This window comes from Trinickia camelliae, assembly GCF_053525655.1.
The window spans coordinates 71,727-98,277 of record NZ_JBCHAA010000021.1; the positions used below are offsets into that span (position 1 = coordinate 71,727).

The 26,551-nt window shown below is 64.0% G+C and carries 25 protein-coding genes; 9 read left to right on the forward strand and 16 right to left on the reverse strand.

The window, feature by feature from the left end:
- Positions 1–85 precede the first annotated feature (85 nt).
- On the reverse strand, positions 86–2,308 hold the full coding sequence (locus AAHK20_RS28815) for a two-partner secretion domain-containing protein (RefSeq protein WP_449184904.1): 2,223 nt from the start codon (positions 2,306–2,308) through the stop codon (positions 86–88).
- 169 nt (positions 2,309–2,477) lie between these two features.
- On the opposite strand from AAHK20_RS28815, the gene AAHK20_RS28820 reads away from it, so the two are divergent.
- Entirely contained in the window at positions 2,478–4,070 is a 1,593-nt protein-coding gene (locus AAHK20_RS28820; RefSeq protein ID WP_449184905.1) for a methyl-accepting chemotaxis protein, read from the forward strand.
- 48 nt (positions 4,071–4,118) lie between these two features.
- Here AAHK20_RS28820 and AAHK20_RS28825 read toward each other — a convergent pair whose 3' ends face one another.
- Positions 4,119–4,466 carry a hypothetical protein gene (locus tag AAHK20_RS28825; protein WP_449184906.1) on the reverse strand — a complete coding sequence of 116 codons (348 nt, stop codon included), beginning with the start codon at positions 4,464–4,466 and terminating at the stop codon, positions 4,119–4,121.
- Positions 4,467–4,615: 149 nt separating this feature from the next.
- On the opposite strand from AAHK20_RS28825, the gene AAHK20_RS28830 reads away from it, so the two are divergent.
- Positions 4,616–5,878, forward strand: coding sequence for an EAL and HDOD domain-containing protein (locus tag AAHK20_RS28830; RefSeq protein ID WP_449184907.1), 1,263 nt, complete (start codon positions 4,616–4,618; stop codon positions 5,876–5,878).
- Positions 5,879–5,890: 12 nt separating this feature from the next.
- On the opposite strand, the gene AAHK20_RS28835 is transcribed toward AAHK20_RS28830, so the two are convergent.
- From AAHK20_RS28835 to AAHK20_RS28875, 9 genes are all read right to left on the reverse strand, one after another.
- Positions 5,891–6,940 (reverse strand): helix-turn-helix transcriptional regulator, encoded by a 1,050-nt coding sequence (locus AAHK20_RS28835; protein WP_449184908.1) that lies wholly within the window; start codon positions 6,938–6,940, stop codon positions 5,891–5,893.
- A 22-nt stretch (positions 6,941–6,962) separates the two neighbouring features.
- On the reverse strand, positions 6,963–7,961 hold the full coding sequence (locus tag AAHK20_RS28840; RefSeq protein ID WP_449184909.1) for a helix-turn-helix transcriptional regulator: 999 nt from the start codon (positions 7,959–7,961) through the stop codon (positions 6,963–6,965).
- Between the two features lie 148 nt (positions 7,962–8,109).
- Complete coding sequence (locus tag AAHK20_RS28845; protein WP_449184910.1) at positions 8,110–9,264, reverse strand: fimbrial protein; 1,155 nt, start codon at positions 9,262–9,264, stop codon at positions 8,110–8,112.
- Positions 9,261–12,035 (reverse strand): fimbria/pilus outer membrane usher protein, encoded by a 2,775-nt coding sequence (locus tag AAHK20_RS28850; protein WP_449184911.1) that lies wholly within the window; start codon positions 12,033–12,035, stop codon positions 9,261–9,263. The genes AAHK20_RS28845 and AAHK20_RS28850 overlap by 4 nt, the downstream gene beginning before the upstream one ends.
- A 110-nt stretch (positions 12,036–12,145) precedes the next feature.
- Positions 12,146–12,889 carry a fimbrial biogenesis chaperone gene (locus AAHK20_RS28855; protein WP_449184912.1) on the reverse strand — a complete coding sequence of 248 codons (744 nt, stop codon included), beginning with the start codon at positions 12,887–12,889 and terminating at the stop codon, positions 12,146–12,148.
- 60 nt (positions 12,890–12,949) lie between these two features.
- A complete protein-coding gene (locus AAHK20_RS28860; protein ID WP_449184913.1) occupies positions 12,950–13,492 on the reverse strand; it encodes a fimbrial protein in 543 nt (180 codons plus the stop codon).
- Between the two features lie 398 nt (positions 13,493–13,890).
- Positions 13,891–15,180 (reverse strand): RNA polymerase sigma factor, encoded by a 1,290-nt coding sequence (locus AAHK20_RS28865; protein WP_449184914.1) that lies wholly within the window; start codon positions 15,178–15,180, stop codon positions 13,891–13,893.
- Between the two features lie 54 nt (positions 15,181–15,234).
- Positions 15,235–15,654 carry a YciI family protein gene (locus tag AAHK20_RS28870; RefSeq protein WP_449184915.1) on the reverse strand — a complete coding sequence of 140 codons (420 nt, stop codon included), beginning with the start codon at positions 15,652–15,654 and terminating at the stop codon, positions 15,235–15,237.
- Between the two features lie 161 nt (positions 15,655–15,815).
- A complete protein-coding gene (locus AAHK20_RS28875) occupies positions 15,816–16,169 on the reverse strand; it encodes a YciI family protein (RefSeq protein WP_449184916.1) in 354 nt (117 codons plus the stop codon).
- 314 nt (positions 16,170–16,483) lie between these two features.
- Between AAHK20_RS28875 and AAHK20_RS28880 the strand changes: the two genes are divergently transcribed.
- The 4 genes from AAHK20_RS28880 to AAHK20_RS28895 are packed head-to-tail and all read left to right on the forward strand — an operon-like array spanning position 16,484 to position 18,358.
- Complete coding sequence (locus AAHK20_RS28880; protein ID WP_449184917.1) at positions 16,484–16,657, forward strand: hypothetical protein; 174 nt, start codon at positions 16,484–16,486, stop codon at positions 16,655–16,657.
- A gap of 45 nt (positions 16,658–16,702) precedes the next feature.
- Positions 16,703–16,870: a DUF6726 family protein gene (locus tag AAHK20_RS28885; RefSeq protein WP_449184973.1), complete on the forward strand. Its 168-nt coding sequence runs from the start codon at positions 16,703–16,705 to the stop codon at positions 16,868–16,870.
- Positions 16,871–16,906: 36 nt separating this feature from the next.
- Positions 16,907–17,638, forward strand: a complete 732-nt coding sequence (locus tag AAHK20_RS28890) for a hypothetical protein (RefSeq protein WP_449184918.1) — start codon at positions 16,907–16,909, stop codon at positions 17,636–17,638.
- A 51-nt stretch (positions 17,639–17,689) separates the two neighbouring features.
- On the forward strand, positions 17,690–18,358 hold the full coding sequence (locus AAHK20_RS28895) for a flagellar basal body L-ring protein FlgH (RefSeq protein ID WP_449184919.1): 669 nt from the start codon (positions 17,690–17,692) through the stop codon (positions 18,356–18,358).
- Positions 18,359–19,101: 743 nt separating this feature from the next.
- Here the strand turns inward: AAHK20_RS28895 and AAHK20_RS28900 are convergent.
- The 3 genes from AAHK20_RS28900 to AAHK20_RS28910 form a co-directional block, all read right to left on the reverse strand.
- Complete coding sequence (locus AAHK20_RS28900) at positions 19,102–19,854, reverse strand: response regulator (protein WP_449184920.1); 753 nt, start codon at positions 19,852–19,854, stop codon at positions 19,102–19,104.
- Between the two features lie 96 nt (positions 19,855–19,950).
- A complete protein-coding gene (locus AAHK20_RS28905; RefSeq protein WP_449184921.1) occupies positions 19,951–20,589 on the reverse strand; it encodes a hypothetical protein in 639 nt (212 codons plus the stop codon).
- Between the two features lie 37 nt (positions 20,590–20,626).
- Complete coding sequence (locus AAHK20_RS28910; RefSeq protein WP_449184922.1) at positions 20,627–21,112, reverse strand: hypothetical protein; 486 nt, start codon at positions 21,110–21,112, stop codon at positions 20,627–20,629.
- Between the two features lie 301 nt (positions 21,113–21,413).
- Here AAHK20_RS28910 and AAHK20_RS28915 point away from each other — a divergent pair, with 301 nt between their 5' ends.
- The 3 genes from AAHK20_RS28915 (at position 21,414) to AAHK20_RS28925 (ending at position 23,819) form a co-directional block, all read left to right on the forward strand.
- Positions 21,414–21,833, forward strand: coding sequence for a hypothetical protein (locus AAHK20_RS28915; protein ID WP_449184923.1), 420 nt, complete (start codon positions 21,414–21,416; stop codon positions 21,831–21,833).
- 115 nt (positions 21,834–21,948) lie between these two features.
- Complete coding sequence (locus AAHK20_RS28920; protein ID WP_449184924.1) at positions 21,949–22,083, forward strand: hypothetical protein; 135 nt, start codon at positions 21,949–21,951, stop codon at positions 22,081–22,083.
- A 155-nt stretch (positions 22,084–22,238) separates the two neighbouring features.
- The gene (locus AAHK20_RS28925) at positions 22,239–23,819 is read left to right on the forward strand and encodes a tetratricopeptide repeat protein (RefSeq protein WP_449184925.1); all 1,581 of its coding nucleotides are present in this window, start codon (positions 22,239–22,241) and stop codon (positions 23,817–23,819) included.
- Positions 23,820–23,830: 11 nt separating this feature from the next.
- On the opposite strand, the gene AAHK20_RS28930 is transcribed toward AAHK20_RS28925, so the two are convergent.
- Both AAHK20_RS28930 and AAHK20_RS28935 read right to left on the reverse strand, forming a co-directional pair.
- Positions 23,831–25,432, reverse strand: a complete 1,602-nt coding sequence (locus AAHK20_RS28930; RefSeq protein ID WP_449184926.1) for an ABC transporter substrate-binding protein — start codon at positions 25,430–25,432, stop codon at positions 23,831–23,833.
- Between the two features lie 295 nt (positions 25,433–25,727).
- Positions 25,728–26,549: a helical backbone metal receptor gene (locus tag AAHK20_RS28935; protein ID WP_449184927.1), complete on the reverse strand. Its 822-nt coding sequence runs from the start codon at positions 26,547–26,549 to the stop codon at positions 25,728–25,730.
- Positions 26,550–26,551: the final 2 nt, after the last annotated feature.

Sequence of the window (26,551 nt, forward strand, 5' to 3'; positions counted from 1 at the left end):
GCCACACCAAGGCAATCATGTCGTTGCCGCCAAGCGGTTGAACGACAAGTCACCTTCAACTACCAAGGCGAATACAGCACCTGGATTACCAGCCGAAGTAGCGGAACCACGGCCACTTCGGCCACCAGTAGTCATGCTCACGACGGTTGTCGTCAGGCTTCGCGTCCGGCTCCATCTTCTCGCCGCCTTCCGGCAGGCCGGTCGTCTTACCCTTCACGACGCTGGCTTTGCCCTTGTTGGTCACGGTGCTGGCGGTGGCCAGCTTGTATTCCAGATCGCCACCGACGTCGAGGCCGTTGTGCGTCACGTTGCCTTCCGTTTCGAGCGTCAGGTTCTTCGCTGCGTTGGCGCGCGAGTTCAACTTGATCGAACCCTTGCCTTGCAGATAGGCGTTCTCGCTTGCGTCGAGCTTGCCCATTTCGAGGTTGCCGCCCTTGGCGCGCACGTCGACTGCCTTACCGCTGACGTCGCCCAGCTTGACGTCTTGGTCAGCCGTCACGGTCACGTTGCCGCCGGATTCGATCCGGGCCACTTGATCGGGGTTGCGATCGCCGTAGTAAGAAGTCGACGCCTTGCCCTTGACGCTCTTGCCGCGAACGGTCAAGTCGCCGCCCGACTTGAGCAGCTCCGAAGCGATGACGTCGCCGTCGCTGGCCAGATCGAGTTTGCCGTCCGCAATGGCCGTGGCCACCGTCAGCGACGTCTTGCCTTCAAGCGAGACGTTGCCCTTGCCGACCACCGAACCGATATCGGCCTTGCCGGCCTTGGCCTTCACCGTCACGTCCTTGCCGTTGATGGTGCTCACCACGACGTCGTTGTCCGCCGTCACGGTCACGTTGCCGCCAGCGTTGATCACGCCACGGTCGTAGTAGCCGCGGCCCTTGACGTTCTTGCCGTTGAGCGTGACGTCGCCGTCGCTGTACACCGAGCCGAACAGCAGGTCTTCAGTGGCGGACGCATCCACGTTGCCACCCGCATAAATCGAACCCAATTCCAGATTCTTGTTCCCGCGAACCTTCAGCGCGCCCTTCAGGCTTCCGCTCACATAGGCGTCGCCGTCATAAGCGAGGTCGGCCGAATTAGCGTAAATCATCGTGCGTGCCAACTTGTTGACGCCGCGCGAGAAGTCGAAGTCGCCTCCGGTCAAACTCGCGTAGTAAGCCTTCAGCTTGGCGTTGTCGGTGGTGGCTGCCTTATCGGCGTAGAGCGAAAGCCCAAAGGCGTCGACTTCACCATCAAGCGACACATTCTTGCCGTCCACGTTCACGTATTGCGAGGCAGTCGTCTTGCCCGACAGCGTGACATCGCCGTCCATGCCGTGGAACCAGACCGACTTACCGCTCGTTTCCGCGTCCTTCAATTGCGTGAGCTTGGCGCCTCGCGCGTAGACGTTCTCAGCCGCCTTGACCTTGCCGCCAACCTTGACTTCGCCGTTGCCGATGCTTTCCAGCGAGACATTGCCAGCCGAACGGTAATAGCGATAGTTGCTGTTCAGGCGGTTCGCTTCGATCGTGCCGGTATTGTTGATGACCGAACGGGCGATCGCATCGCGGGCCCAAGCCGTCATCACGACGTCGCCGTCCTTGGTGGTGATGATGCCTCGGTTGTCGACGAGCGCCTGGAGGCTGCCTTCGGTGACCTGGGCTTGCAAACCGGAGTTGGCGAACTGGAGCGTGATGGCGTCGCCTGCCGCGAGCACGACATTGCCTTGGCTGTTGATCGTGCCGGAGCTCTGCACAGCCCCCGAGCCGATCAGTGCGATCGATTCTTTGGCGTTGATCTCACCTTCGTTGACGACATCGCCTACGCCGCCCTTGAAGTTCAGGCGGCCGGCCTTAAAGTCGTCGTCGGAGATGTTGAGCGACGAGGCGATCAGGCTACCGACGTTGATCTTCGCGCCGTTGCCGATCATCACGCCGTTCGGGTTGACGATGAACACGCGGCCGTTGGCGTTCAACGCACCGAGAATGTTCGTTGCCGAAGCCGAGTTGATTCGGTTCAAGACTGCGGACGCGGCGTTCTTCTGAGTGAAGTTGAGCGTATCGCCCTTCTGCACATTCATGTTGTCCCAGTTGATGATGAGCTTGTCACTGGTCTGGTTGACGGTGGTGGTGGCGCCGTTCTTGTTGATGGTGCCGTCGCCACTGGCGATTGTGCCCTCGCCGACCGCATAGGCGTGACCGGCCACAAGCAGCGAAGCGGCGAACGCCGCTGGGCGCAATTTCAAAACATGATCTTTCACAATCACAGTGATCCTTACAATTATTAATGGGGTTGTAAGGATTGTATTAATGTCAAAGATAGACAATAAGAACCTGCCTAAATTGGGGTCTTCAGCGCGTCCTCAGTGCCTTGATGCATGAAACCGCTCCCACCTCGTTTCTCCCGACTCAAGTCTTCACTCCTTGATCCCGTCAAATAAATCAGATGCCCACATATCGGCACACGCATTCATCTGATGTATTCCAGGGAGTCCTATGAACATCCGCCGCAAGCTGCAAGTCTTCTCGTTGGTCACAATCGTTTCAATGGCTGGCGGTATGTTCGTCACGGCGACGGGCCTGCGCATCGCGATGAAAGCGGAAGACGCGTCTCATGCGAGAGAAAAAGAAGTACAGGGCATTACGGAAATCAAAGCGAGCGCGCTGTCGACGATCCAGCTCGACCCGACCTCCGACGACACCAAAAAAATCTTTGCCGACGCCGAGCGCAACATCAACACGTGGTCGGCGACCTTGGGCTCGATGTTCGCGGAGCCCGAGCATGCGGACAAATTCCGCTCGCTGATCGGCAAGTGGAACGCCTACGATCAGAAGTCGCACCAACTGTTCGATCTCGCGGCGCACGACGCCAAGACCGCCAACGATCAGACCACCGCGCTTTATCACTCCGATTTCCAGCCCTTCCAGGCAGACCTCGAACAGATGGCGAGCGAGTTCAATCAGCTTGCCGCTGAAGACAACGATCACGCGCATTCGATCGTCAATCAGCTCTTCGTGACCGTGATCGCCGTCATGCTGCTCGGCATGGCGATCGTCTGCACGATGATCTACTTTCTCGCGCGCTCGCTGAATCGCGGCATCTCGGGCCTGCAAAACACCATCGTGCAAGTGAGCGGCACGCGCGACTTCACGCTGCACGCACCGGTGCTCGGCGACGATGAAATCGGGCAGACCGCGCAAGCGTTCAACAGTCTCATCGAAGGCGTGGCCACCGCGTTGCGCGAAGTGCTGAACGCATCGGAATCGGTCGGTTCGGCGACGCGGCAGATCGCGGCGGGCAATGCCGATCTGTCGTCGCGCACGGAAGCACAGGCCGCTTCACTCGAACAAAGCGCGGCGAGCATGGAGCAGTTGACCGCCACCGTCGCGCAGAACGCGGAGAACGCGAAGGCTGCGAGTTCGCTCGCGGGCAGCGCGTCGGGCGTGGCGGAGAACGCGCACCGCGTCGTCGAATCGATGGTCGAGACGATGGGCAAAATCAGCGAGAACTCTTCGCGCATCGCAGAGATAACGACGCTCATCGAAGGCATCGCGTTTCAAACCAACATCCTCGCGCTGAATGCCGCCGTCGAAGCGGCGCGCGCGGGCGATCAGGGCCGCGGCTTCGCGGTCGTCGCAGGCGAGGTGCGCAGTCTCGCGCAGCGTTCGTCGAGCGCGGCGAAGGAGATCAAGGAGCTGATCGACCTGTCGGTGAGCACGATCGCGACCGGCGAAGGGCAGGCCGCGCAAGTGCGCGAAACGATGGCGGAGATCCACAGCGAGACGACCAAGGTGTCGGACGTGATCGGCGAAATCTCGGCGGCGTCTCACGAGCAAAGCCGCGGCATCACGCAGGTCAATCAGGCGGTGAGCCACATGGACGAGGTCACGCAGCAGAATGCGGCGCTCGTCGAGGAACTGTCGGCGGCGGCGCAATCGATGGCCACGCAGATGAACGCGCTGCGCGAGGCGGTGACGGTGTTCAAAGTCGATGGGGGCGTCGCGGCCGACTTTGGCGGCGCGCGGGCGTTCGGCGCCAAAGCAGTTCCCCGACCGGTTCGCTATGCAGCGGAACCGGCGTTGACGTGACCGTGCAAACGGCTTGTTAGCGCCCGCCGATAACGCTTAAATCCTGCCTCAAACGAAGATCGAAATAATCCCGCCCACCGTCAGCGCGGCGGCCAGCCATTTCCCCGCGCTGTAGTACTCGTCGGTGTCTTGTTTCTGCTCCTGCGGATGTTCGAGCCCCAGCGTGCCGTAGACAAACGATTTGACAGGCGAGGTTGCCTCGTTCGTCGAGCCGGCGCTGGCGGGTTTGTCGCTGCTGCCGGAATCGGTATTAGGGTTGCCGAGTTCGTCTCCGTCGCTCGAATCGGCATTGGCATCGGCATTTGCGTTGCCTGCGTGCACTCCAGTCGTCTTTCCATTCCCAGCGGTTCGATCGAGGGCAGGATAGTATGCGTTGCTCGCACCGTTGATCTGCATGGCGGCTTCTCCGGTTCGTGTCCACGAGTCGCGATTCTCAATGCCGGCGCGGCTCGGCGCATAAGACCGTAAGGCTGCGCAAGGACTTTTCGCTAAAGGATGGCTGGGCCCGTCCGTAAGCAGTAGTAGGACACTCTGACCTGAGCACCATGAACGACGCCGCCTCATTGTCTTTGATCGCACTGACCTCCTATCTCGGTCGTCAGCCCATCCTGAATCGAGAGGGATCGCTTGTCGCCTATGAGCTGCTGTTCCGTTCTCTCCCCGACAAGGACGCCCGCTCAGTGGACCCCACGCGCGCGACCGCCGACGTCGTGATCGGCGCGCTCTGCGAGCAGGGCGTCGATCGCGCGCTCGGCGGACATGTCGGTTTTGTGAACGCGGGCCGCGACTGGCTCATGAGCGACATGCTGAACGTGCTCCCACCCGAGCAGTTCGTGATCGAAATCCTCGAAACCGTGGAATACGACGAGCGTCTCGCTGAGCGGGTCAGCGAGCTGAAAGAGGCCGGTTATCGTTTTGCAATCGACGACGTCAGCGAAGAGACGCAACGGCGCGGCCGCACGTTCGCCGACGCGGACTTCGTGAAGGTCGACGTGCAGTTGTGGGATCCGAACGCGCTGGTTGGCTTCGTTTCCTCGATGCATGGCGCGGGCAAGCGGGTCGTGGCCGAAAAGGTCGAGACGCCCGCGCAATATTTCACGACCTTCGAGGCCGGGTGCGATTACTTTCAGGGATTCTATTTCGCGCACCCTCAAGTGCTCGCGACGCGCAAGATTCCGCCGCAGCGGCAAAGCCTCGTGAAGCTCATGGTGCTGCTGAACATGGAGCCGTCCATCGCGGATGTCGAAGAGGAGGTCAAGCACAACCCGACGCTCACGATGCATCTGCTGCGCTTCGTGAACTCGGCGTCGTTCGGGCGGGCAGATCGCGTCGCGTCGGTGCGCGACGCGATCTCCATCGTCGGCATGTCGTGGCTCAACCGCTGGGCGCTGCTGACGCTCTACGCGGACGGCGGCACGACTTCGCGCGCGTCGAATGCGCTCGTGCAATTGGTCGGCACGCGGGCGCGTTTCATGGAGCTGGCGGCCAAGCGGATCCGCGAGGGCGACGACGCGTTCGCCGATGCCGCCTTCATGACCGGCATGTTCTCGCTGCTGCATTTCGTGCTCGACCGCAGCGCCGCCGATCTCGCCGACGAGCTGCGCATCGCCCAGCCGGTGGCGGAGGCGCTGCAGGGCGGCCCGGGCGAGCTGCAGGCGCTGCTGCGCTGCGCGGAAGCCATCGAAGCGCCCGAGGACGAGGCCGAACTCGATTACGTATGCGAGGAGCTGGCGCCGCTCAATCCGGCGCTGGTGCGGCTGCTGTTTGCTGCTGCCGGGAACTGGATGGCGGAGTACGCGGCGTTCTGAGCGGCGGCAACCCTACGCGCTCGGATTGTCCGCTGCCCCCATGCTGCCGTTTGCGATGGACTCGAACAGGTCGCGCAATTCCGAGCGCGACGCGATGTTCAGCTTGTCGAAAATGCGGTGCAGGTGGACGCGCACGGTGTTGGGCGCGACCGTCAGCACGCGGCCGATGTCCTTGTAGCTGTACCCGCGGCTGTAGAGCCGCGACACCTCGCGCTCGCGCGCCGTGAGCTTAACGATTGGGCTTTCGGGGGCGACCATGCGCAGCTCGACGCGGTAGCCGTCGTCTTTCTCTTCGGTCCAAAGCGACCAGCCATGCGGCCGGAAAATGGCATTCAGGTCGTTCTGCGAGACGTCTTTCGCAAACCATTCGTGCGGCACGCGCGGCGCTTCGATGCGCGTATCGAGCACCGACAGCGTCGCCCACGCGTCGGCGAACGCGGTATTGCAAAGCAGGATCCAGCCGTCGGGCAGGGTAATGGCGGTGGGCGTGGCGTTGGCGTCGGATAGGTTCAGCGTCGCGCCCGCACCGATACGGTTGATGACCCACGCCCCCATCAGGTGCGGCGCGCCTTCGGTGAGGCACTCGATGTCCTGCGGCAGGAATGGATCGTCGAGCGAGGCCCGGCCGAGGCCGATGAACATGGATCCCGCCATGCCTTCCATGGGCACGTTCACGCCGAGCACGTGATGCAGCCCCATGCGGCCAAGGAACTCCTCGCGCCACTGCTTGGCCTGCTCCGAGTGCATCAGCGGGTTGTCCCAGTTGATGGCGATCGCCTGCTTCGGGTTCTCCAATGCCTTTTCGAACAGACGGTCGCCGTTCGGTCCGGCGGTGCGGCGCCAACTAGGAAGGACTGAGGTCCGATCGTGACCGTGCACCACGGCGGCGATGAAGCTGTTGGCGTGCCAGATGCTGATCATGCCGATATCGAAGCGGACCACCTCCTGCAGATGGACGAGCGCTTCCTGCTGGAACGCGCGGCACGAAAGCACGCGCGCGTTCGCGAACAGCATGGCGATATCGAGCTTTCCAGCAAGCGGCCGTGACATTGAGTCGGACATGTTGGCGTCGATTCAGGCGAAGTTAAGCCGCTTGGGGCCGGAAACGAATACGCAGCTGGCCACGCGAACTGATCTCGAGCTTCTTGAAGACATTGCGGAGATGGACCCGGACCGTATTCGGCGAGAGCCGCAGAATTCCGCCGATTTCCTTATGGCTGTAGCCCTCGTTGTAGAGCCGCGCGACTTCCAATTCCCGCGAGGTCAGTTGATGGAGCGTCTCGGAGATGAGCATGGTGCGCAGCTCGACGCGATAGCCGTCGGCCGCGGGCTCGACGACGAGGTTCCAGCCGAGCCGGGAAAACTTCGCGTGCGGAATGCCCGCGCCGCCCGGCTGCAGCCAGTCGCGCGGCAGGAACGGGATCTGGATGTCGGCTTCGAGCGCGGCCATGGCCGCCCAGGCGTCCACGAACGCGGCGTTCGGATACAGCATCCAGCCGTCGGGCGCGACGAGCGCCATCGGCACCGGGCCTTCGATGAGGCCGCCCGCCACGCTCGCGCAGAGCCGGTTGACCTGCCACGCTTCCAGCAAGTGCGGCGCGGCTTGCGTGAGACGGGCCGCGTCGTCGGCGGTGTAGGGCGGCAACGTGTCGTCGCGCATCATGTAGATGAGCAGCAGGCCGCGCTCGTCGTCGAGCGGCAGACCGATGCCCATCTGATGCCGGATGCCGAAGGTCTGGTTGAACCTGCGCCAGCTCGCCATGCCGGGTGCCTGCATGCGCGAGTCGTGCCAGTTGATCACGACAGCAGTGCGCGGATTCGCGCGCATGTCGAGCGAGAGGATGTCGTTTTGAGGGCCGTCGTGCACGTGCCACGCCGTGCCGATCGTGAACACGTCGAAGCCGCGGCTGCAGGCCGAGGACGCGTCGTTCAGATACCACTGCAACAGCGTGCCGCCAGAATGCGCGGCGATGTCCTGCAGCATGTCGAGCAGCGCGTAGCGAAAGGCCGAACCCGGCAGCTGGCGCGCCTGCGTGTACAGGTTCGAGAGATTCAGCGTGGATCTCGGTGCGGATTGGCTCATCGGCATCGCGTATGCGGGTCGAGCGGCATGGCGCGGCGTACCGGAATCGGTCCGCAGGGCGTTGCGCGACATTGTCTCAATAAAGTCGAGGTCGATGTTGCTCAGCACAAGGGCGGGCGTCGAAAAGGCCGTAGTGGGGGACATACGCTTACTGATAGTTGAGTGTGAACGTAACTGCGGCATTGCCGGAGCCGGGTCGGGCGGTGGCGTTGGTGCGGTAGTAGCGCGCTTGCAGCGGAATCGTGTAGTTGCCCGTGGCGCTGGTGTTGAGCGTCAGGTTGCTTGGCAGTAGCGTGCCGTACTGCACGCCGGTGGTGGTGCCGGCGCGCGCGATCTGGATGCCGACGCCAGTGGCCGCGTTGGTGCCCGATAACGCGATCACGCCGTTGGCGCGGTCGACCACGGCGGTGGCGGGGTCCAGTTGGAAGGTGATGCTGTTGGGGCGGTCGGGGCTGGGCGTGTTACGGGCGTCGTTGTTATAGAACACCGGCGTGGTGTTGCTGCTACTGCCGGTGTAGGTGCCCCGGAACGCCGGGCAATTGTTGAGCGCAATCGAGAACGTTTTCCATGGCGAGCCGCTGCCTACAGTCGCCATGTCGTTTAGCTTGTTGGTGCCCAGATCGACGTTGACGTTGGGCGTCTGGCAGGTTTGCGCCGTGACGGAGATCGACCCTTGGAAGCTGGCGTTGTAAAGCACCAGCGTGTTGTCGGCGCCGGCGCCGAAGCTGTATTGAAACGACGGAAGGTCGTTGCCATTGATCGTGCCCGTGCCGATGTCGCCGATTTTGATCAGATAGAAGCCCGCGGCGGCAATGGCGTCCAATGCCCAAACGCAACCTGCGCCGCCGCCGCAGTTAGTAAAGCTGCTCGTATAGGGCAGCGCGGTGCCAGTGGGACCCACCACCACGATGCCGATGCCTGGAATACCGGTTTCATAGACACTCCCCGCATAGGGACTGCCATTCCACGTCGAAAGGGCCTGCGGCTTGATGGTGAGGGTTCTGGTGAGCTGGACGTCATATAAGTCTCCATCGCAACCGATTGCCAGTGGTCCGTTGTTGATTGAGAGCGTTTGCCGGTGCAGCACGCTGCCAACTGGCAGGTCGCGGCCGGCGGTGAGATTGCCAACCAGCAGTGGGATCTTGATCGTGCCGGAGCCATTGCCGTAGAAGTTGTCCGAGGCGTATCTGCACTTCCCCGCCACCGCCTGCTGCGCAACCAACGCCATCAACCCGACAACCAGCCCGCGCAACACCCGCGCGATCCAAACAGAAAAACCGGATTTCGAAGTCACAAAGCTCATTTCAGACCCCCGAGGGCGGCCACAGTAGCGCCCGATGCACGAGTAGCGGATTGTTGGGTGGATGGGTTGGATTTGCCGCGCCGGGCGCTCGCCGAGAAGTCCGGCTCGCAAGTGGCGCTGATGCGCGCGGGCAACCTATTAGGTTTGGCGGTCACGGGCAGCATGTACTTAAAGCTGCAGCGCTCGCCGGGGCGGCTGCCCCACTGCACGGCGAGCGAGCCGGTGTCGGTGGCCACGCGGGCGTAGATCTGTCCGCCTTGGCCCACCGCGCCCACGCTGTTGCCTGCGGCGTCGAGCACGTCGGCACCGAACGGCAGCGGCTCGCCGTCGGGCAGCGTCGCGCGCACCAGCATGGTGCGGCCGCCCACGGTCTTGTAGCGCAGCATGACGACTGCCCCGGCGTGCGGCGCGATTTGCTGCGTGGTCTCCTTCAGCTCGACGTCCATCGACGAGCCCTTCGGGTCGATTTCCACGGTATTGAGGCTGTACGGCGTCAGGTAAGGCACGACCGCGTAGCCCGCGCCGTTGATGCGCAGGCCCGGCGCGTTGGTGAGCGACGCGCCCTTGGCGTCCGGCGCCTCCACGATGGCGATGGTTTCGCCGAGCGACTGGCCGAGCGTGATGCCGCCCGGATGCGCCACGACCGAGCCCATCGCGCCCATCGAAATCTGCCGGTAGCCCGTGCCGACGCTCGCGGCGGCCTGCAACTGCGTGTACGGGGCGCGGTACTGCACGTTCACGCCGCCGCTCGTGTTCGCGCTCGCGCCCGAGTTCTGCGCGCCGTTGGCGTAGACGCTGTAGTTGAACTGACTGAGCTCGCCTGCCGAGCCGTTCAGGTTCGTTTGCTCCTGCATGTTGCCGCGCGTGTCGCGCGTGAGGCTCGCCGATACCGTGGCCGTGCTGTTCGAGCGGCCGAGCGGAATCGACACGCCCGCGTAGAACTGCGTGTATTGACGGCCGTCCCCTGCGTTGCGCAGCCGCGAGACGCTCAAGTTGTACGAGACGGCGCGCCAGCGGTTCGTGTAGCCGAGCTGGTACTGCGTGTCGCTCGCGCCGCCGCCCCAGTAGTTCTGCGCCGAGGCCGTGACGTACAGATTGCCGCCGTTCTCGCCGAGCGGCTGGTTGGCCGACAGCACGAAACGGTTGCGCGCGCGCCAGACGCCGTTCGGGTCGCCGCCCGAGCGCGCGGTGTCGCGCACGGTGGCGGCGTCCGAGAGGCTCAGGTAGCCGCTGCTCGAATAGCGATAGGCGGCGACCGTGAAGTTGGTGTTGGTCTCCTCCAGGAGCTTGCTGTAGCCGATGCGAACGCTCTGGCCGCGCATCGACGCATTGCCGGGCACGGCGGTCTGCGAGGTCGTGACGTCGGCGGACACGGCGCCGAAGCGCGTGTTGAGCGCGCCGCCCACCTGCACGGCGCCGTAGCCTTGCGAGCCGATCAGGCCGCCATACAGCGTGACGTTGTCGGTCACGCCGCGTTGGAGCACGCCTTGCGCGAAGTAGGGCGCGTTGCCGACGAGGTTGACGTCGCGCAATTGGCCCGCGGTGACGGCATAGCGCATCACGCCGGGACGCAGCAATTGCGTGACCGATGCGTACGGCACGCTAAATTTGGTCTGCCGCCCGTCGGCTTCGGTCACGGTTACGTCGAGGTCGCCGCCGTAGCCGGTGGAGTACAGGTCGTTAAGGACGAATGGGCCCGGCGAAACCGTGGTTTCGTAGATGATGTTGCCGCTTTGGCGCACCGTCACCTTGGCGTTGGTCTGCGCCACGCCGCGCACCGTAGGCGCGTAGCCGCGCAGCGATTCGGGCAGCATGCGGTCGTCGGTGGCGATCTGCGCGCCGCGAAAGCCGATGCTGTCGAAGACGTCGCCGCTCGTGTAGATCTCGCCGAGCGTCACGCGCGCGCGCAGGCGTTCCAGGTCGCGCTGTGCGTAGGTCGCCACGGCTTGCCAGCGGACCCGGCCGCTGCCGTCAGCCGAATCCTGCCAGCTCAGCGACGAGTTCGAGCGCAATAGCCAGCCCATCACGTTCACCCCCGCGTTCAGGCCAAGGAAGCCTTGCGTGGAGGCGAAGCCGCTCGAATCGGAGCGGTAGACGTTCGTGTTGTAGTTGACGAATGCCGCATTGACGCCGCGATCCCAGAACTTCGGGTCGACGTAGCCGCGCGCGTGGCGGCTCATGTCGGCCTGCGGCACGCTGACCGTCAGGCGCAGGTCCGATGGGTCGAAGCTCGCGGTCGCGTCGGCGAGCAGGTCTTCGATGCGCACGCAGGCGTTCGGGTCCGTCAGCTTGTCGACGGACGCGGGCGGCAGCTTGCCCATATCGACGCCGTAGCGTTCGAGCATGGCGCGCGTGAAGCACGGCGCGGCCGATTGGCCTTCGCCGGGCGCGCGCAGCGTGACGTCCTCGCGCGCGAGCCAGTTGCCGTTCACGTAGACGTCCGCGCGATAGACGCCGGGCTGCACTTGGCCGCCGCGCTCGAAACGCGACAGATCGACCGCGCGGTCGCGCTGGCCGCTCAGGAACGTCGGGTTGAAAGTGGCGTCGTCGTCGGCCGACAAGATCGCGGAACTTGCGGCGTCCTGGCTGCCCGGCATGCCACTGGAGGGGGCATCGTTGGCCGCGGGAACGCTGGCTTCGACCGCGAGCGGGCTCGCGCCGGCTCCGGCCGCGAAACCGGTCATCAACAGCGTGGCGATCACGGCGCTCAGGGGGCGCACGGGCACGGCAAGCGTGCGAGGCGAACGAAGAGCGGTGTTCGTAGCGGTCATGGCGGAGTGGGCAGGGCCGTTGCGTTGAATAAAGAAGTCCCCTCCCCACACTTGTGTGGGGCAACCTTGAAGAGGAGAGGGGGCGGGAAAAGCGGGCGCTTAAGCGCGGCTCATGGCGAGATCGGGTGCTGGTGCGGGATGGCCGCGCCGTAGTCGTTGACCGACGTGTAGCGCAACTCCAGCGGGCCGGCGGGAAGTTCTTTGAGGCCCTTGAGCACGAAGCGCGCGGTGCCTTCGGGCGGCGCCATGCCGCCGCCGGCTTCGACCATCTGGCCTGCGTGTACCAGCGTCACTTCGTTGAACGACACGTGGAATGCGCTGGCGTTACTGCATTCGAGCGCGTAGTCGCCGGACGCGTCGCGCACGAGCTTCCACTTGAGCTGGTCGGCGGCGTCGTCGGGGTTGCCCGGCAGGTCCTCGGGTCGGAAAAAAATCTTGATGCGCGTGCGGAACGCCACTTGCAGCAGGTTGCGCTCGTCGGTCGGACGCGCGTTGGGCGGAATATCCAGCACGTTCAGGTAGAACACCGATTCGCGATCGGCAGGCAGGGGCTCGCCCAAGTACACGAGCCGCAGCGTCTGGCCCTTGTGGGCGTCGATGCGCGCGAGCGGCGGCGTCAGCATGAAGGGCGCGGTGCTCTTCTCGGGGGCGGCGTTTTCGTCGCCGCTGTCGAGCCAGCTCTGCACGAGCGCAGGCCCATCCCCCTCATTGCTGAGCTTGACACTGACTTCGCTTTGGCCGGCGGGATAGATCACGCGCGTGCCGGCGATCACCACGTTGGCGTGCGCGCTCGCGGCGAAGAGGCTCGCGATGATGCAGGCGGCGGCAAGGAAAGGGCGGATGAGCGATTTCATGATTTAGGAATCCGTATTGATGACGGCTGAGGATCGGAAAATTCTCAGCCGCCGAGGCGCTTAGTTGTACATCATCGAGAACGTGACGAGCGAGGTCACCTTGCCAGGCGTGGCGGCGGCGTTGGCTGCCAGGTACTGCGCGTAGTACTGCATGGTCGCGGTCTTATCGGCGGCGATCGTCACCGTTTGCGAACCGTTGTTGGTGTACAGGTCGATCTTCTGGAACTGATTGTTCAGCACTTGGATCTGTGCGTTCGAGCCGCCGCTCGTCTGGTTGATCAACGCGCCCGAACTCGAATCCACGGTCGAGCCGATTTCGAACTTCGTCTGCGCGGACGTGCCCGTGCACTCGGTCAGGTTCAGCGCGAACGGCGTGACGCCTGCGGTTGCGCCCTTGGTGGCGAGCGCGGAGGTAGCGAGCGTCGGCAGCGTGACGTTGACGGCAGTTTGCGTACCGGCGGCGTTGCCGTTGATCTTGCAGGTGGAGGCGGTCAGTTCGCCCGAGAAATTGATCGTGCCGTCCACGGCGAATGCCTGCGACGATGCGATCGCCGAAACGCTCATTGCAGCCAGCAGACCGAGTGCTTGTTTGGTGTATTTCATGTTCGATTCGTCCTTCGTGGGTTGGGATATGAAAGGAGACAGCCCGGCTGTCGGGCTGCCACGTCATGCTGAATGCGTGGCAGACGAACGAATGATCGGGCCGCGAATCGGTATGCCGCATAGGATTATTCTTAATGCATCACTACGTAATGCATCGTGGGGTAGCGTCTAATCCGATTTGCGCGACGGTTGAGACGATCTGTTGCCAGGGGCGTGACAATCTATGAGATCGTGATTTGGCGCAAGAAATGTGCCGAATGAGACGCTATATGCGGCAAGTTGCCACTTTGCGATGCGCGCCTGTCTGATAGACGCAGGTCTCTTGTAGTGCAGGGCGTAGTAGGAGCTTGTCCGATTCGAACGGTCGTTAATTGGATGTTTGGGTGCAGACGCGACGTTCAATCGCCGCTGTTCTCACCTGCCGTTCGCCGCGCGCGTGTAAGCAACAGTTCGCGCTCTTTCGTGTTGCGCGTCATTGCGGCGGCGCGCTCGAACTCCGCGCGCGCCTCATCCATCCGCCCGAGCTTGGCGAGCAAATCGCCGCGCACGCTAGGCAGCCAGTGATAGTTCGCAAGCAATGGTTCGGCGATGAGCGCATCGACGATCTCGAGCCCCGCCGCCGGTCCGAACGCCATGCTGAGCGCGACGGCGCGATTCAGCTCGACGACCGGCGACGGGCTGATTTGCGCGAGCGCATCGTAGAGCGCGACGATGTGCGCCCAATCGGTTTCCTCGGCGCTGCGCGCACGCGCGTGACAGGCCGCGAGCGCGGCCTGCAGCGCATACGGCCCGAGCGCGCCGCCAAGCGCGCGCGAGCGTTCCAGCGCGGCGAGTCCGCGCCGGATCAGAAGCGGGTCCCAGCGTGAGCGGTCCTGATCGGCGAGCAGCACGGGCTGGCCGTCCGCGTCCACGCGCGCGTGGGTGCGCGACGCCTGGATCTCCATCAGCGCGACGAGGCCGTGCACTTCGCTTTCGTCGTGCGCGAGTTCGGCGAGGATGCGTCCGACGCGCAACGCTTCGTCGCACAGCGCGGGGCGCATCCAATCGTCGCCGGCAGTGGCCGAATAGCCTTCGTTGAAGATCAGGTAGATCACTTCGAGCACCGACGCGAGACGCGCCGCCCGCGCCTCCTTCTGCGGCACTTCGAACGGCACGCCCGCCGCGCGCAGCGTGCGCTTCGCGCGCACGATCCGCTGCGCGATCGTCGGCTCGGGGACGAGGAACGCGCGAGCGATTTCGTCCGTCGTGAGACCGCCAAGCAGGCGCAGCGTGAGCGCCACGCGCGCGTCGGTCGATAGCACCGGGTGGCAGGCCGTGAAGATCAGCCGCAGCAGATCGTCGCCGATGTCGTCGGCGCGCGCGGCGTCGAGCGAGTCGACGAAGTCGGGCACGATGTGCGTCTCGAGCGCATCGAGTTCGCGTCCGAGCTCCTCGTGCTTGCGCGCGTGCAGCGCGTCGAGCCTGAGCTTGTCGAGCGCGCGGTTCTTGGCCGTCGACATGAGCCAGGCGCCGGGGTTGTCCGGCACGCCGTCCGTGGGCCAATGCTCGAGGGCGGCGACGAACGCGTCCTGCGCGAGCTCTTCGGCGAGGCCCACGTCGCGCACGACGCGCGCCACGTGGGCGATCACGCGCGACGATTCGATTCGCCAGACCGCTTCGATCGCTTTTTGCGTCGCCGCCAGCGTCATCGCGAGCCTCGCGTGATGCCGGCCGCCTCGCGTTGCGCGCGCGCTATCCGCATGTCATGCATCGCGCCGCGACGCTTCGAGATCGCGGAAGCGCTCGACCGCATCGTTCGGCTCGAAGTCTTCCAGTTCGAACAACTGGCGCACTTCGATCTCGCCGTCGGCCATTTCGCCGAACGGCGCCGGGAAGCGTCGCGCCCATTCCAGCGCTTCCTCGCGCGAGCGCACCTGGATCAGCGTATAGCCCGCGATCAGCTCCTTCGTTTCAGCGAACGGGCCGTCGACGATCGTGCGCTTGCCGCCCGAATAGCGGACGCGCCAGCCTTTCGAACTCGGCTGAAGGCCCGTGGCGTCGAGCAGCACGCCGGCCTTCGCCAATTCTTCGTGATAGGCCGCCATTGCGGCGATCAACGATTCTTCCGGCATCACGCCGGCTTCGCTCGCCGCGGTGGCTTTCACCATGATCATGAATCGCATTGCAGTTCTCCTTTGAATAGGTTCAGTGGGCGGGGCGGGCGTTTATCTCGCTCCTGCCGATACGACGAACCATGCGCGAGCGGATCGACATTTACCGGGCCGGATAAGGGAAAACCCTTGTCTCGAGACGCGGATTCACGCCGAAGCCGCGACTGACCGGTTCACTCGTAGCAAGGCGCGATCTTGCGGACTTCCACGGTGCACCAGTGAGCGGCCGGGCACTCGGACGCGATCGCGACGGCTTCGTCGAGGCTCTCGCAGTCGAGCAGGTAAAAGCCGCCGATCATTTCCTTCGCTTCGGCGAACGGTCCGTCGACGAACCGGGGCTCGCCTTCACGCACCTGCACGCGCACGGCTTGATCGGTGGACGCGAGTGATTCGACGGCGCGCAGCACGCCGCGTGCCTTGAGGGTATCGGCGAAGCGCGACATGGCGTCGTAGAGGGCGCGTCCATCTTCGACGGAGCGGTGGTTGCGCTGATCCGGCGACTCGACGATTAGCAACAGGTAGGGCATGACGTCTCCATTGGGTGAGAGGGCGGCGCGGGTGTGGCGGGGCGCGCCGCTCGAACCGTCTCAGGATAGTGCAGGGCGCGCGTGTCCGCCATTTGTCGCTCCCGGCGCCGAGCCGCGAAAGACTTGGTGCTGCCCCGTAACACCTCGTAAGACCTGTCGAAAATCGCTCGCTTCTTGCGCCATCGCGTACTTGCGCGCGGCGGGATCATTCGTTGCCAGGCGTGTATTCGCGTCGACCCAGCGCCGGCAAACGGCAGTTCCATGGACTCCTATACAACTGCTCGATCCCAACGCAACCCCAAGCGAGATCTCCGATGAACATCAACGGCAATATCAACCCGCCTACCGAAGCGACCACCACTCACAGCCGGCCCAAGCCCGCGGGGCAGCGCAACACGACCGACCCACTTGCCCCGCTGCCCGAAACGCCGACGCAGCCCGTGGCGCCGAGCGGCCTGATCGGCAACACCATCAACACGACCGCCTGAGCGCCGGGAGCCGCAGTGCGCACCTCTCCATTCTTCAAGCGCTGCGTGCGCGGCGCCGCGTGGTTCACGCTCTGCGCGGCGCTGACGCAGCTTGCGGGCTGCGGTCTCGCCGCCTTGCCGTGCCGTTTGACGTCGGCCACGCTCGACATCGTGCCGGTCGTCGGTCACGCCGCGGCGACACCGTTCGAAGCCTGCGCATCGGCGATCGATTAAGCGACGACTCAGTGACGATTAAGTGATGACTTAGCGATGAAAATCCCACAGTCCGCTTGTGCGTTGGCCGTGGCTTGCGCGGTGTTCGCGAGCGTAGCGCCGGCTTTGCGCGCCGAACCGGCGCCGGCTGCCGTGCAACACGCGCGGCGCGCATCGAAGACCGCAGTGGCCGCCGCCCGCGCCAAACCCGCAGCCGTTCCCGCGCCGTTCAGCTTTCGCGGCATCGCGCTCGGCGAGACGCTCGACGCGTTTCGCGCGCACGAAGCCGCACGCGCGGTGCCGCCCGGCAGCGTTGCGATCTGCGAGACGGACATGGCGGCGGCCTCGCTCGGCATGCGCTTCAAGACGAGCGACAGCCTCACGATCGCGTGCCGCTGGGGGCACGCGGTGCACGACGGCTGGCAGGCGTCGCAGGCCGTCGTCGACGGCGTGCCTGCGCTCGATCACGTGCTGCGCTTCGCGAGCACCGACGGGCAAGGCCCGTTGCGGCTCTACGAAATGTCGTTCGTGATCGACGAAGCCACGGGCGCGGATCTCCTTCAAGGGCTCGGCACGAAGTACGGCTCGCCGCGTCTCGACACCGCTTGGGAGCCGTCCGCGAGCAATGCGCCGCACGTGTACGTCTGGGAGAACGCGGTCAGTTCGATCACGCTGTGCTTCCTGCCGGCTACCCGCAGCGCGACGCTGACGTATCTCTTGAAGAGCCCGGACGCGCAATTGAAATCGGTCGAGCGCCAATGGCAAGCGAGCATGGCCGATTCCGGCTGACGCCCCATTCCCGCGCCCCACTTTGTCTATCGCCTCAGCGCGAGGGAAATCATGATTTCGTCACGCATGACGCTGCTGGCCGCCGCCACGGCCTGTCTTGCCGCTTGTTCGACCGAGCAGCATTCGATCGTCGAAACGCCGATGTATCCGCCGCTTCAAACGGCGCCGCTGAACGTCAACACGCAGGGCTCGATCTACCAGACGAGCACCGCGCTGTTGATGTACGAAACGCCGCGCGCGCAGCACATCGGCGACGTGCTGACGATCCGCCTGTCCGAATCGTATTCGGGCAGCGACATCGCGGATGCGGCGGCAAACCGTTCGAGCACCATCTCAGCGGACGCCGCGGACCACTCCACGGGCGCCGCAACCACGCTCGCGCGGCTCTTCAACGTCGGCACGGCCTCCACCGACTACAAAGGGCACGGCAACATATCGAACACGACCGACATGAACGGCACGCTCGCCGTCACGGTGATCGGCACGCTGCCGACCGGCAATCTGCTGGTGTCGGGCGAGAAGGTGATCGCGATGCGGGACAATCGCGAGCGCTTGAGGCTGTCGGGCGTGGTCAACCCGAAGGATATCGATCAGGGCAACTACGTCGCGTCGAACAAGGTCGCGAATGCGCGTATCGAGCAGGCGGGCGTGGGCATGCTCAACGATGCGACGACGATGGGGTGGCTGCAGCGGATGTTCTTGAGTGTGCTGACGTTCTGAGATTCGTGATGGGGCGTGAGGTTTAGGTTGTCGTGGAACTTTGATTTCGCGGCGGTTCGTTTAGTCCGCCCCTCCCCGGGAGCGGGGTCACTTTTGTCCTTGCCGTAACGGCGAGCCAAAAGTAACCAAAAGCGCGTCCTGGGCGGACGGCCTGGCCCGGAGGCACTCAACCCTGTTAGTACCCGTGTACCGAGCGCAACCGTGGGAAACCGTTATTGCGCGCCGTACGCACCGTTAGCACGCGGCACGGAATTGCGTCGGGCCGAATCAAATCGGGGCTGGTGGTCAGGAAAGACCTAAAGGCGCTCGTCTTGCGACGCATGCGCCACAAAACCTAAATCCACCCTCTTGGGCCTGGCCTTCCGTTCAGGTGGGTTTGAGGCTCACGCACGAGGGTAAAACTGTGGCGTGCGAGGGTTTGAGGCTTGCAGGTGTCTACTGGGGCCGGGGCGATTCACTTCGATTTAATTCGAACGGACTTCGTTCTGTGCCGCGTGCAAACGGAACGTACGTCGAGCAATAACGGTTTCCCACGCTTGCCTTCGGAACACCGGTACTAACAGGGTTGAGTGCCTCCGGGCTAGGCCGTCCGCCTAGGACGCGCTTTTGGTTACTTTGGGCAAGGACCAAAGTGACCCCGGTCCCGGGGAGGGACGGATTATACGTACCGCTGCGAAATCAAAGTTTTCACGAAAACCTGAACGACAAGAACAAAACCCCAAAGCCGGTTTTGATAGCGAGTCTCAGTGCGTCTGCAGCGTCTGCACCTGCACGAACCGCTCGGCCGCGCCGAGCTCGCCATGCGGCACGAAGATGTATCCCTGTCCCCACACGGTCTGCACATAGCGCGGCTCGGACGGGTCGTTTTCCAACAGACGCCGCAAACGCCAGATCGACACATCCAGGCTGCGGTCGCGATACGTGACGCCGTGCCCGCGCAATTTCTCGTTGAGCTGCGCGCGCGAGAGCACCGTCATCGCGTTCTTCACGAAGATTTTGAGCGTGGCGAATTCGCCGGAGCGCAACATGATGCGTTCGCCGTCGCGAAGCAGCTCGCGCGACGAAAAATTCACTTCGAAGCGGCCGAAGCGATACGGCGGCAGATTCTCCGGGGCGCCGGGCACGATCGCGCCATGGCGGCGCAGCACGGTGCGAATTCGCGCGAGCAGTTCGCGCGGATCGAACGGCTTGGCGACGTAATCGTCGGCGCCGAGTTCGAGGCCGACCACGCGGTCGATCACATCGGCGCGCGCGGTCAGGAGGATCACGGGAATGTCGTCGCCGGCCACGCGCAATTCCTTGAGCGCGGAGATGCCGTCCTTCTCCGGCATCATGATGTCGAGCACCACGAGCGTGGGCCGCTCGACCTGCAAGCGGCGTTTCAAGCCCTTTCCGCTGTGCAGGACGGAGACGTCATAGCCTTCCGATTGCAGGAATTCGCGCACCAGGTCGCGCACGACGGGGTCGTCTTCTACGAGCAGGATGTGGTGTGTCATGCCGTCGATTCTAAAAGTCGCAAATTCGATTCGTGTTTCCGGAGTCTTTCGGTTTCTTTCTCTAGACGAATGGCGGGCCGCCGGACCCCCGGCCGCTTAATCATTCGGCGAGCTTTTGGCGATTTGCGTCACCTCGGTCGAGCGTTCCAGCACCATCCGGTCGATCATGCCGCGCAGCTTCGTCGATGCGCTCGCGAAGCGGTCGCTGCTCAAGCCTTGCGTCGTGTAGCGCGCGGATACGACGATGCGACCGTTCTCGATCAGCGTGAGATCGATCGCCGAAAGATAAGGCGTGGCGTCGCTGCTGAACGCGTCGCGGCCGTAATCGACCGCGGCGTTATAGACGAGCCTCGCCTCGCAGCCCGGCGGCGACGCGCCCGGATTGTAGACATCCGAGCGCACGCCGCGACGGGCGAGCGCGAGCTGCAGCGCGGGCACGAAATCGCCGAACGACACGGATTGATTCCATTCGATGCACACGTTATGCAGCGCGACGGGGTCGCCATTGACGAACGTCGGCGACGAGTAGTGCGACGAGACGGCGAACCCCGCCTGGACGAGCGAGCCGGCCGCGTCGGCGGCCGTGATCAGCGTCCACGCGCAGCCGTTCAGGGCGAGCGCCGCGGCGGCGGCGCAGCCGAGCCGCACGCCGCTCCCGATGCTCGAAACGCGCGCCTGTTTAGTGAACGGACTGAGCGTGCAGCGAAGTCTCTTCGGGCGCGTGGGCGTTGGCATGCGTGACGGTTCCAGCGGGGTTCGGTCGTCGGCGCTATCAACGCGTGATGCGCAGGCGCAGCTCGTCTTGTCCGACGACGCTTGCCGTGACGTTCAGGCGGCGGTCTTCGTCCTTGACGATGAAGTGCTGGCGCGTCGGCGTGTTGACGTCGTGCACGACGTTCGGCAGACAAGCGGCTACGTCGGCGCCCAGCTCTTCGAGCGGATCGTTGACGAAGCCATCGGCCTGCCAGTGCGCGCGCCAGTGGCAATCGAGCACATGCGCGCTCATGCGGCAGTCTTGCGCTGCGTCGATGCCCGGCAGCCGCGAGGCGGTTTCCGAGTGCAATTGCGCGAAGTCGCTCGAGGCGACGATCGCCTTCAGGGCGGGACAGATATCGGGTGGCTCCGGCGTTTCGCCTGCGTGTGCCGTCGTGATGGCGAATGCGGCGGCGGTGCACGCGAGAACTGCGCGGGCAAGCGAGGAGAGAGGTGATTGTGCCAAGCGCTTGGCAGCGTGGCGTGCGCGCTGATCGAATGACATGTGCGGAATCCGGTAGTGGAGAGTGGGTAGCAAATGGCTTCAAGGGGCCGGCCTTTTCCAGCCGGCACCATCATCCTGATTCACGCGAGTGGTTTTCAAAGGAGCGAACAAGGCGTCCGGTTCGCAATTGCTCACCGAGTCTTTGTGCGGCTTACCGATTATTTCTTCCTTGCGCCGTTCATTGCGACGCTGTGTAAGGCGTAGTGAGGACTCCGACATCGTGCGGCGGGAACGAAAACGCTATCGTCTGACCGCGATGAAGCACGCACGCATCGACCGCTATCGATTGGAGACCAGACTCATGAAAAAGACATTCCTGACCGCCTTGACGTTCACCGTGCTGACGAGCGCCATCCCGCTCGCCTCCGCGCAAGACGTGCCCAACGTGCCGTTGCCCGGCCGTGAGCGCTTCGGGCCGCTGCACGACATCAGCCTTGCGCCGCCGATGTTTCCCGGCAACGTGGTCATCAACGATCTGGAGCAGCTGCATCGCCTCTATGCCATCACCGGCCGCGAAGACGAAATGATCGGCATCTATCACGACGTGCTGAAAGCGACGCAGAACCCGATGATCCGCAACTACGTGTACGACTCGCTCGCTCGCGTGCAACTGAAGCCCGCACATACCGACGATGCGATCGCGACGCTGCGCACGAGCCTCACCGAAGACCTCGCCGAGCTGAAGAGGCACACGCCGACCAATCTCGCCGACAAGAACTGAGGATCACTGATCGAACGGGAAAGGGTTGGTGAGAGTTGTCCGGAGAGGCGACGCTCAAGCGCGGCTGAATGCGTGTCGATAGCCCGGATATCTCACTACTCGACGGGGGAAGATCATGGTCAAGATTCTGATTGCCATCGCGATCGCGGTGGGCTTGCAAGGTTGCGCGACGACGGCCGAGACTTTTGCGGCAGGCGCGGGAATCGGCACGCTCGCGTTCCTTGGAGCGGAAAGCATGTGGCACAAATAGGGTGATTCGGGCGGGTAAAGGTTGCGCCGCGCACTTCCGATAAACTGCGGGCAATCGCGCATTGCACTGCGATGCGCGCATTGCGCTCGCGTTAAGTGCGCGCACCGGCATGCAGGTGTCCGGCCGTATGCAACCTATCTGAAAGCAATCACCCGATGAGCCTCTCGATCACCGCCAAACTGGATGCGGCCCAACAACATTTTCAAGCGGGCCGGCTCGACGAGGCGGCGCAACTGTTGCGCGAAGTCGTCGATGCCGATCCGGCCAACGGCGACGCGCTCGAGGGCCTCGCCTACATCGCCGCGAACCGCCGCGATGCCGCGCTCGCCGCCGATTACTTCGATCGCGCCATCGCTCATTTACCGGTGACGGTCGAGCGCTTGCGCGATGCCGGTACGTCGAGCCAGGCGGCGGGGCGCCACGCACGCGCCGTCGAGCTATTCGAGCAATGCCTGCAGCTCGCGCCGCGCGATCTCGAGACGCTCAATGCCGCGGGGATGTCGTTCTCCGAGTTGGGGGACCACGAGCGCGCGCTGCAGATGCTGATACGCGCCCGCGAGGCCAGGCCCGGCATGTGGCAGATCCACTACAACATGGGCCGTGCGCTCGGCTTCCTCGGACGCTACGACGACGAGATGGCCGAGTACCGGCGCGCGATCGAGCTGAAGCCCGATTGCGTCGCAGCCTACGTGAATCTGGGCGTCGCACTGCGCGATCTGCACCGTTTCGACGAAGCCTTGCGCGTGTTCCAAAAGGCCGTGCGGATCGATCCGAACGATGCGGGCGCACGCACGAACCGCTCGCACACGAACCTGCTGCTCGGACAATTCGAGCACGGCTGGCGCGAGTACGAATGGCGCTGGCGCGACGGCCAGCAGCCGCTCGAATTCGGCGAGGAGCGCCTCTGGCTCGGTGACGCGCCGCTTGCCGGCAAAACCCTGTTCGTGCACAACGAGCAGGGCTTCGGCGACACGCTGCAATTCGTTCGCTACGTCGAGGAATGCAAGAAGAAGGGCGCGCATGTCGTGCTGCGCGTGCAGAACGAGTTGTTGCCGCTCATTGCCAGCTACGACGGAGCGGACGTTGTCATCGGCATGCGCGATGAGGTCCCGCCGTTCGACTATCACTGCCCGCTTTTGAGCTTGCCGTTTGCGCTGAAGTCGCATGCGTCGCCGATACCTTCAGCGACACCGTATCTGCATGCGGACGAGGCACGCCGAGAGCCATGGCAACAGCGGCTCGAAGGCGGACGGCGGCCTCGCATCGGCGTTGCGTGGAGCGGCAGCCGCACTCACGTAAACGACCGCCGCCGCCGTTCGATGCAGCTTGCCGAATGGGCCACGCTGTTCGAAGCCGATGCGAGCTTTGTGTCGCTGGTGAAGGATGTTCGCGAAGACGATCGCGAGACGCTGCGAGGCTTGAGCGCTTCGGGGACGGTGCGCGACGTATCGGACTCGCTCGCATCGTTCGCGGATACGGCCGCGTTGATCGCCGAACTCGATCTCGTGATCTGCATCGACACGGCGGTTGCGCATTTGGCCGGCGCGCTCGGCAAACCCGTGTGGATCTTGCTGCCATACTCACCGGACTGGCGCTGGCTGCTCAATCGCACCGACAGTCCGTGGTATCCAAGCGCCCGCTTGTTCCGTCAAGCGGATCGCAACGATTGGGCGCCGGTGCTCGCGCAGGTGCGTGCCGCGCTCGATGAGTTCCTAGGCTCGGTCGAACGCGGCTGACTTTCAACCGCTCACTGCACCGCCACCACCCCAAAGTTCTGACGCCCAAACGGGCTCACCTGATATCCGCTCACGCTCGCACGCGTGATCGCGGCGGCGGTCGGGTAGCCCAGCGGAATCCACAGCGCCTGATCGTGGATGATCTGCTGTGCATCCTGGTACGACTTCACGCGCTTGGCCTGATCGGGCGTCGCCTTGCCGTCGGCGATCAGCTTGTCCAGTTTCGGATCGCAATAGCGCGCGAAGTTGATGCCCGAGCTCACCGCGTTGCAGCTAAAGAGCGGCGACAAGTAGTTGTCGGGGTCTCCGTTGTCGCCCGCCCAGCCCATGAAGAGCAAGTCGTGCTGGCCTTGCTTCGCTTGCTTGATGAGCTCGCCCCATTCGATGACCTTCACATCGGCCTTCACGCCGATCTTGGCCAAGTCCGCTTGCAGCAGCTCGGCGCCGGCCTTCGGGCTCGGGTTCAGCACGCTGCCGTTCGGGCGCACCCAGATCGTCGTCGAGAAGCCGTTCGGATAGCCGGCGTCGGCGAGCAGCTTCTTCGCCTTGGCCGGGTCGTACGGATAGGCGGCGATCGACTTGTCGTAGCTCCACGTGTTCGGCGGATACGGGTTGTTTGCCGGCAGCGCCGTGTTGTCGAATACGACCTTCAGATAGGTGTTGCGGTCGAACGCCATGTTCAGCGCCTGGCGCACCTTCGCGTTATCTAGCGGCTTCTTCTGCGTGTTCAGCGCGACGAATGCGGTCATGAATGCGGGCGTTTGCACGACCTTGAGCGACTTGTCGTTCTTCGCATCGGCGACGTCCTGCGGCTTCGGCGACAGCGCGATCTGGCATTCGCCCGCCTTCACCTTTTGCGCGCGCACGGAGGCGTCGGGCGTGATCGCGTAGATCAGCTTGTCGATCTTAGGTTTGCCGCCCCAGTAGGTGGGGTTCGCGTCGTAGCGGATGATCGCGTCCTTCGTGTAGCTCTTCAGCACGAACGGGCCAGTGCCGATCGGCTTCGCGTTCAGATCGGTTTGCTTGCCGGCTTTCGCCAACTGGTCGGCGTACTCGGCCGAATAGATCGACGCGAAGCCCATCGTCAGGATCGGCACGAATGTCGCATTCGGCTCATTGAGCTCGAACTTCACGGTGCTGTCGTCGACCTTCGACACCGATTTGATCAGCTTCACGAGCCCCATCGATTGCGCATGCGGGAAGCCGCTCGGGCCCGCGATCTTGTGCCAGGGGTTGTTCTCGTCGAGCATCCGGCTGAACGTGAAGACGACGTCGTCAGCGCTCAGCGGGCGAGTCGGCTTGAAGTAATCCGTGGTCTGGAACTGCACGTTCGGGCGCAGATGGAACGTGTAGGTGAGGCCATCGTCGCTCACGTCCCAGCGGTCGGCGAGCGCGGGCACGACTTTCTTCTGCTGCTCGTCGTAGGAGACGAGCGAGTTGAAGATGACGTCCGCCGACGCGTTCGTCGTGACGAGCGAGTTGTACTGGACGACGTCGAAGCCGTCCGGGCTCGCTTCGGTGCAGACGGTGAGCGGCTTGGCGAGCGCCGCGAGCGGCGCCGCGGCGAGCAAGGCGGCAAGCAAGGCGTAGCGCGGTTTGAAACTGAAGCGCATGTGATCTCCCATGGCAAGCGTGGTGACGCAGTTCGTTCAAGTTTTGATTCGGCGCGTCGTTCGGCGCCCGATGTTCGGGCAACGGAACGCGCGGTGCGGCAGGCTGGCCGCTTTATTCTGATCCGTTTCGAGCCGCCGCGCAGCGCGTGGCTAGCTATCGATGCAAGGCGCGGCGAGCGACCCGGCGCCGGGGCACTGTATCGAAAGCGCGTAGCAAGGCCAACGAAACAATCGGAATATCGTTATGCCGCACGGGCGCCTGCGGGTGCTGCCTTCAGGTGTTGCCTTCGGTGCGCTACTTCGCGGTGCGCGCCATCTGCATCAAGTAATCGACTCCGGCGATCGCTCGCGATCCGTACCACGACACCGTTTCGCCGTCGATCAGTTCCACCTTTTTGCCGGCGAGCCTCGGGTCGGCGGCCAGCGCGTTGCGGTGCGATTCGGTGAAGCGATACGGCTCGCTCGACAGCAGCACGCGCTCCACGCTCGCGAGCCACGGCGCGTCGAAATCGAACGACGGATAACGGGCCGCGCCCGTCGCGCCGCCCGTGACCGCAGGCCACGTGTGCCAATTGACGAGCCGCAGCATCGCCGAGATGTAGGTATCGCGCGCGACCGTCATCCACGGCTCGCGCCAGATCACATAAAGCACGCGCCGCTCCGGCCAAGCTTCCAACGCGAGCGTGCGCAGCCGTGTCTCAAGCGTATCGGCGAGCTGCTGGGCGGCGTCGCGGCAATTGAAGATGGCGCCCAGGAGCGTGTAAAGCGCGACGTTGTCACGGGGCGTAAGCGGATGAGTGACGACGATATTCGGCACGAACGCGCGCAGTTGGTCGACCGTGGCCGGTTCGTTTTCGTCGATATTGACGATCACATGCGTGGGTTTCAGCGCGCGAACCGCGTCGATCTTCACGGCTTTCGTGCCGCCCACCTTCGGCACCGCACGAACGCGCTCGCGAGGATGAACGCAAAACCCGGTGCGCCCGACGATCTGTGGCTCGAGCCCCAGCGCGAACAGCAGCTCGGTGATGCTCGGCACGAGCGAGACAATGCGCGCGTTCGCGCCTGCGGGTGCGTGCGCGACTCCTGCGGCATCGACGGCAGGCGCGGCACGCATCG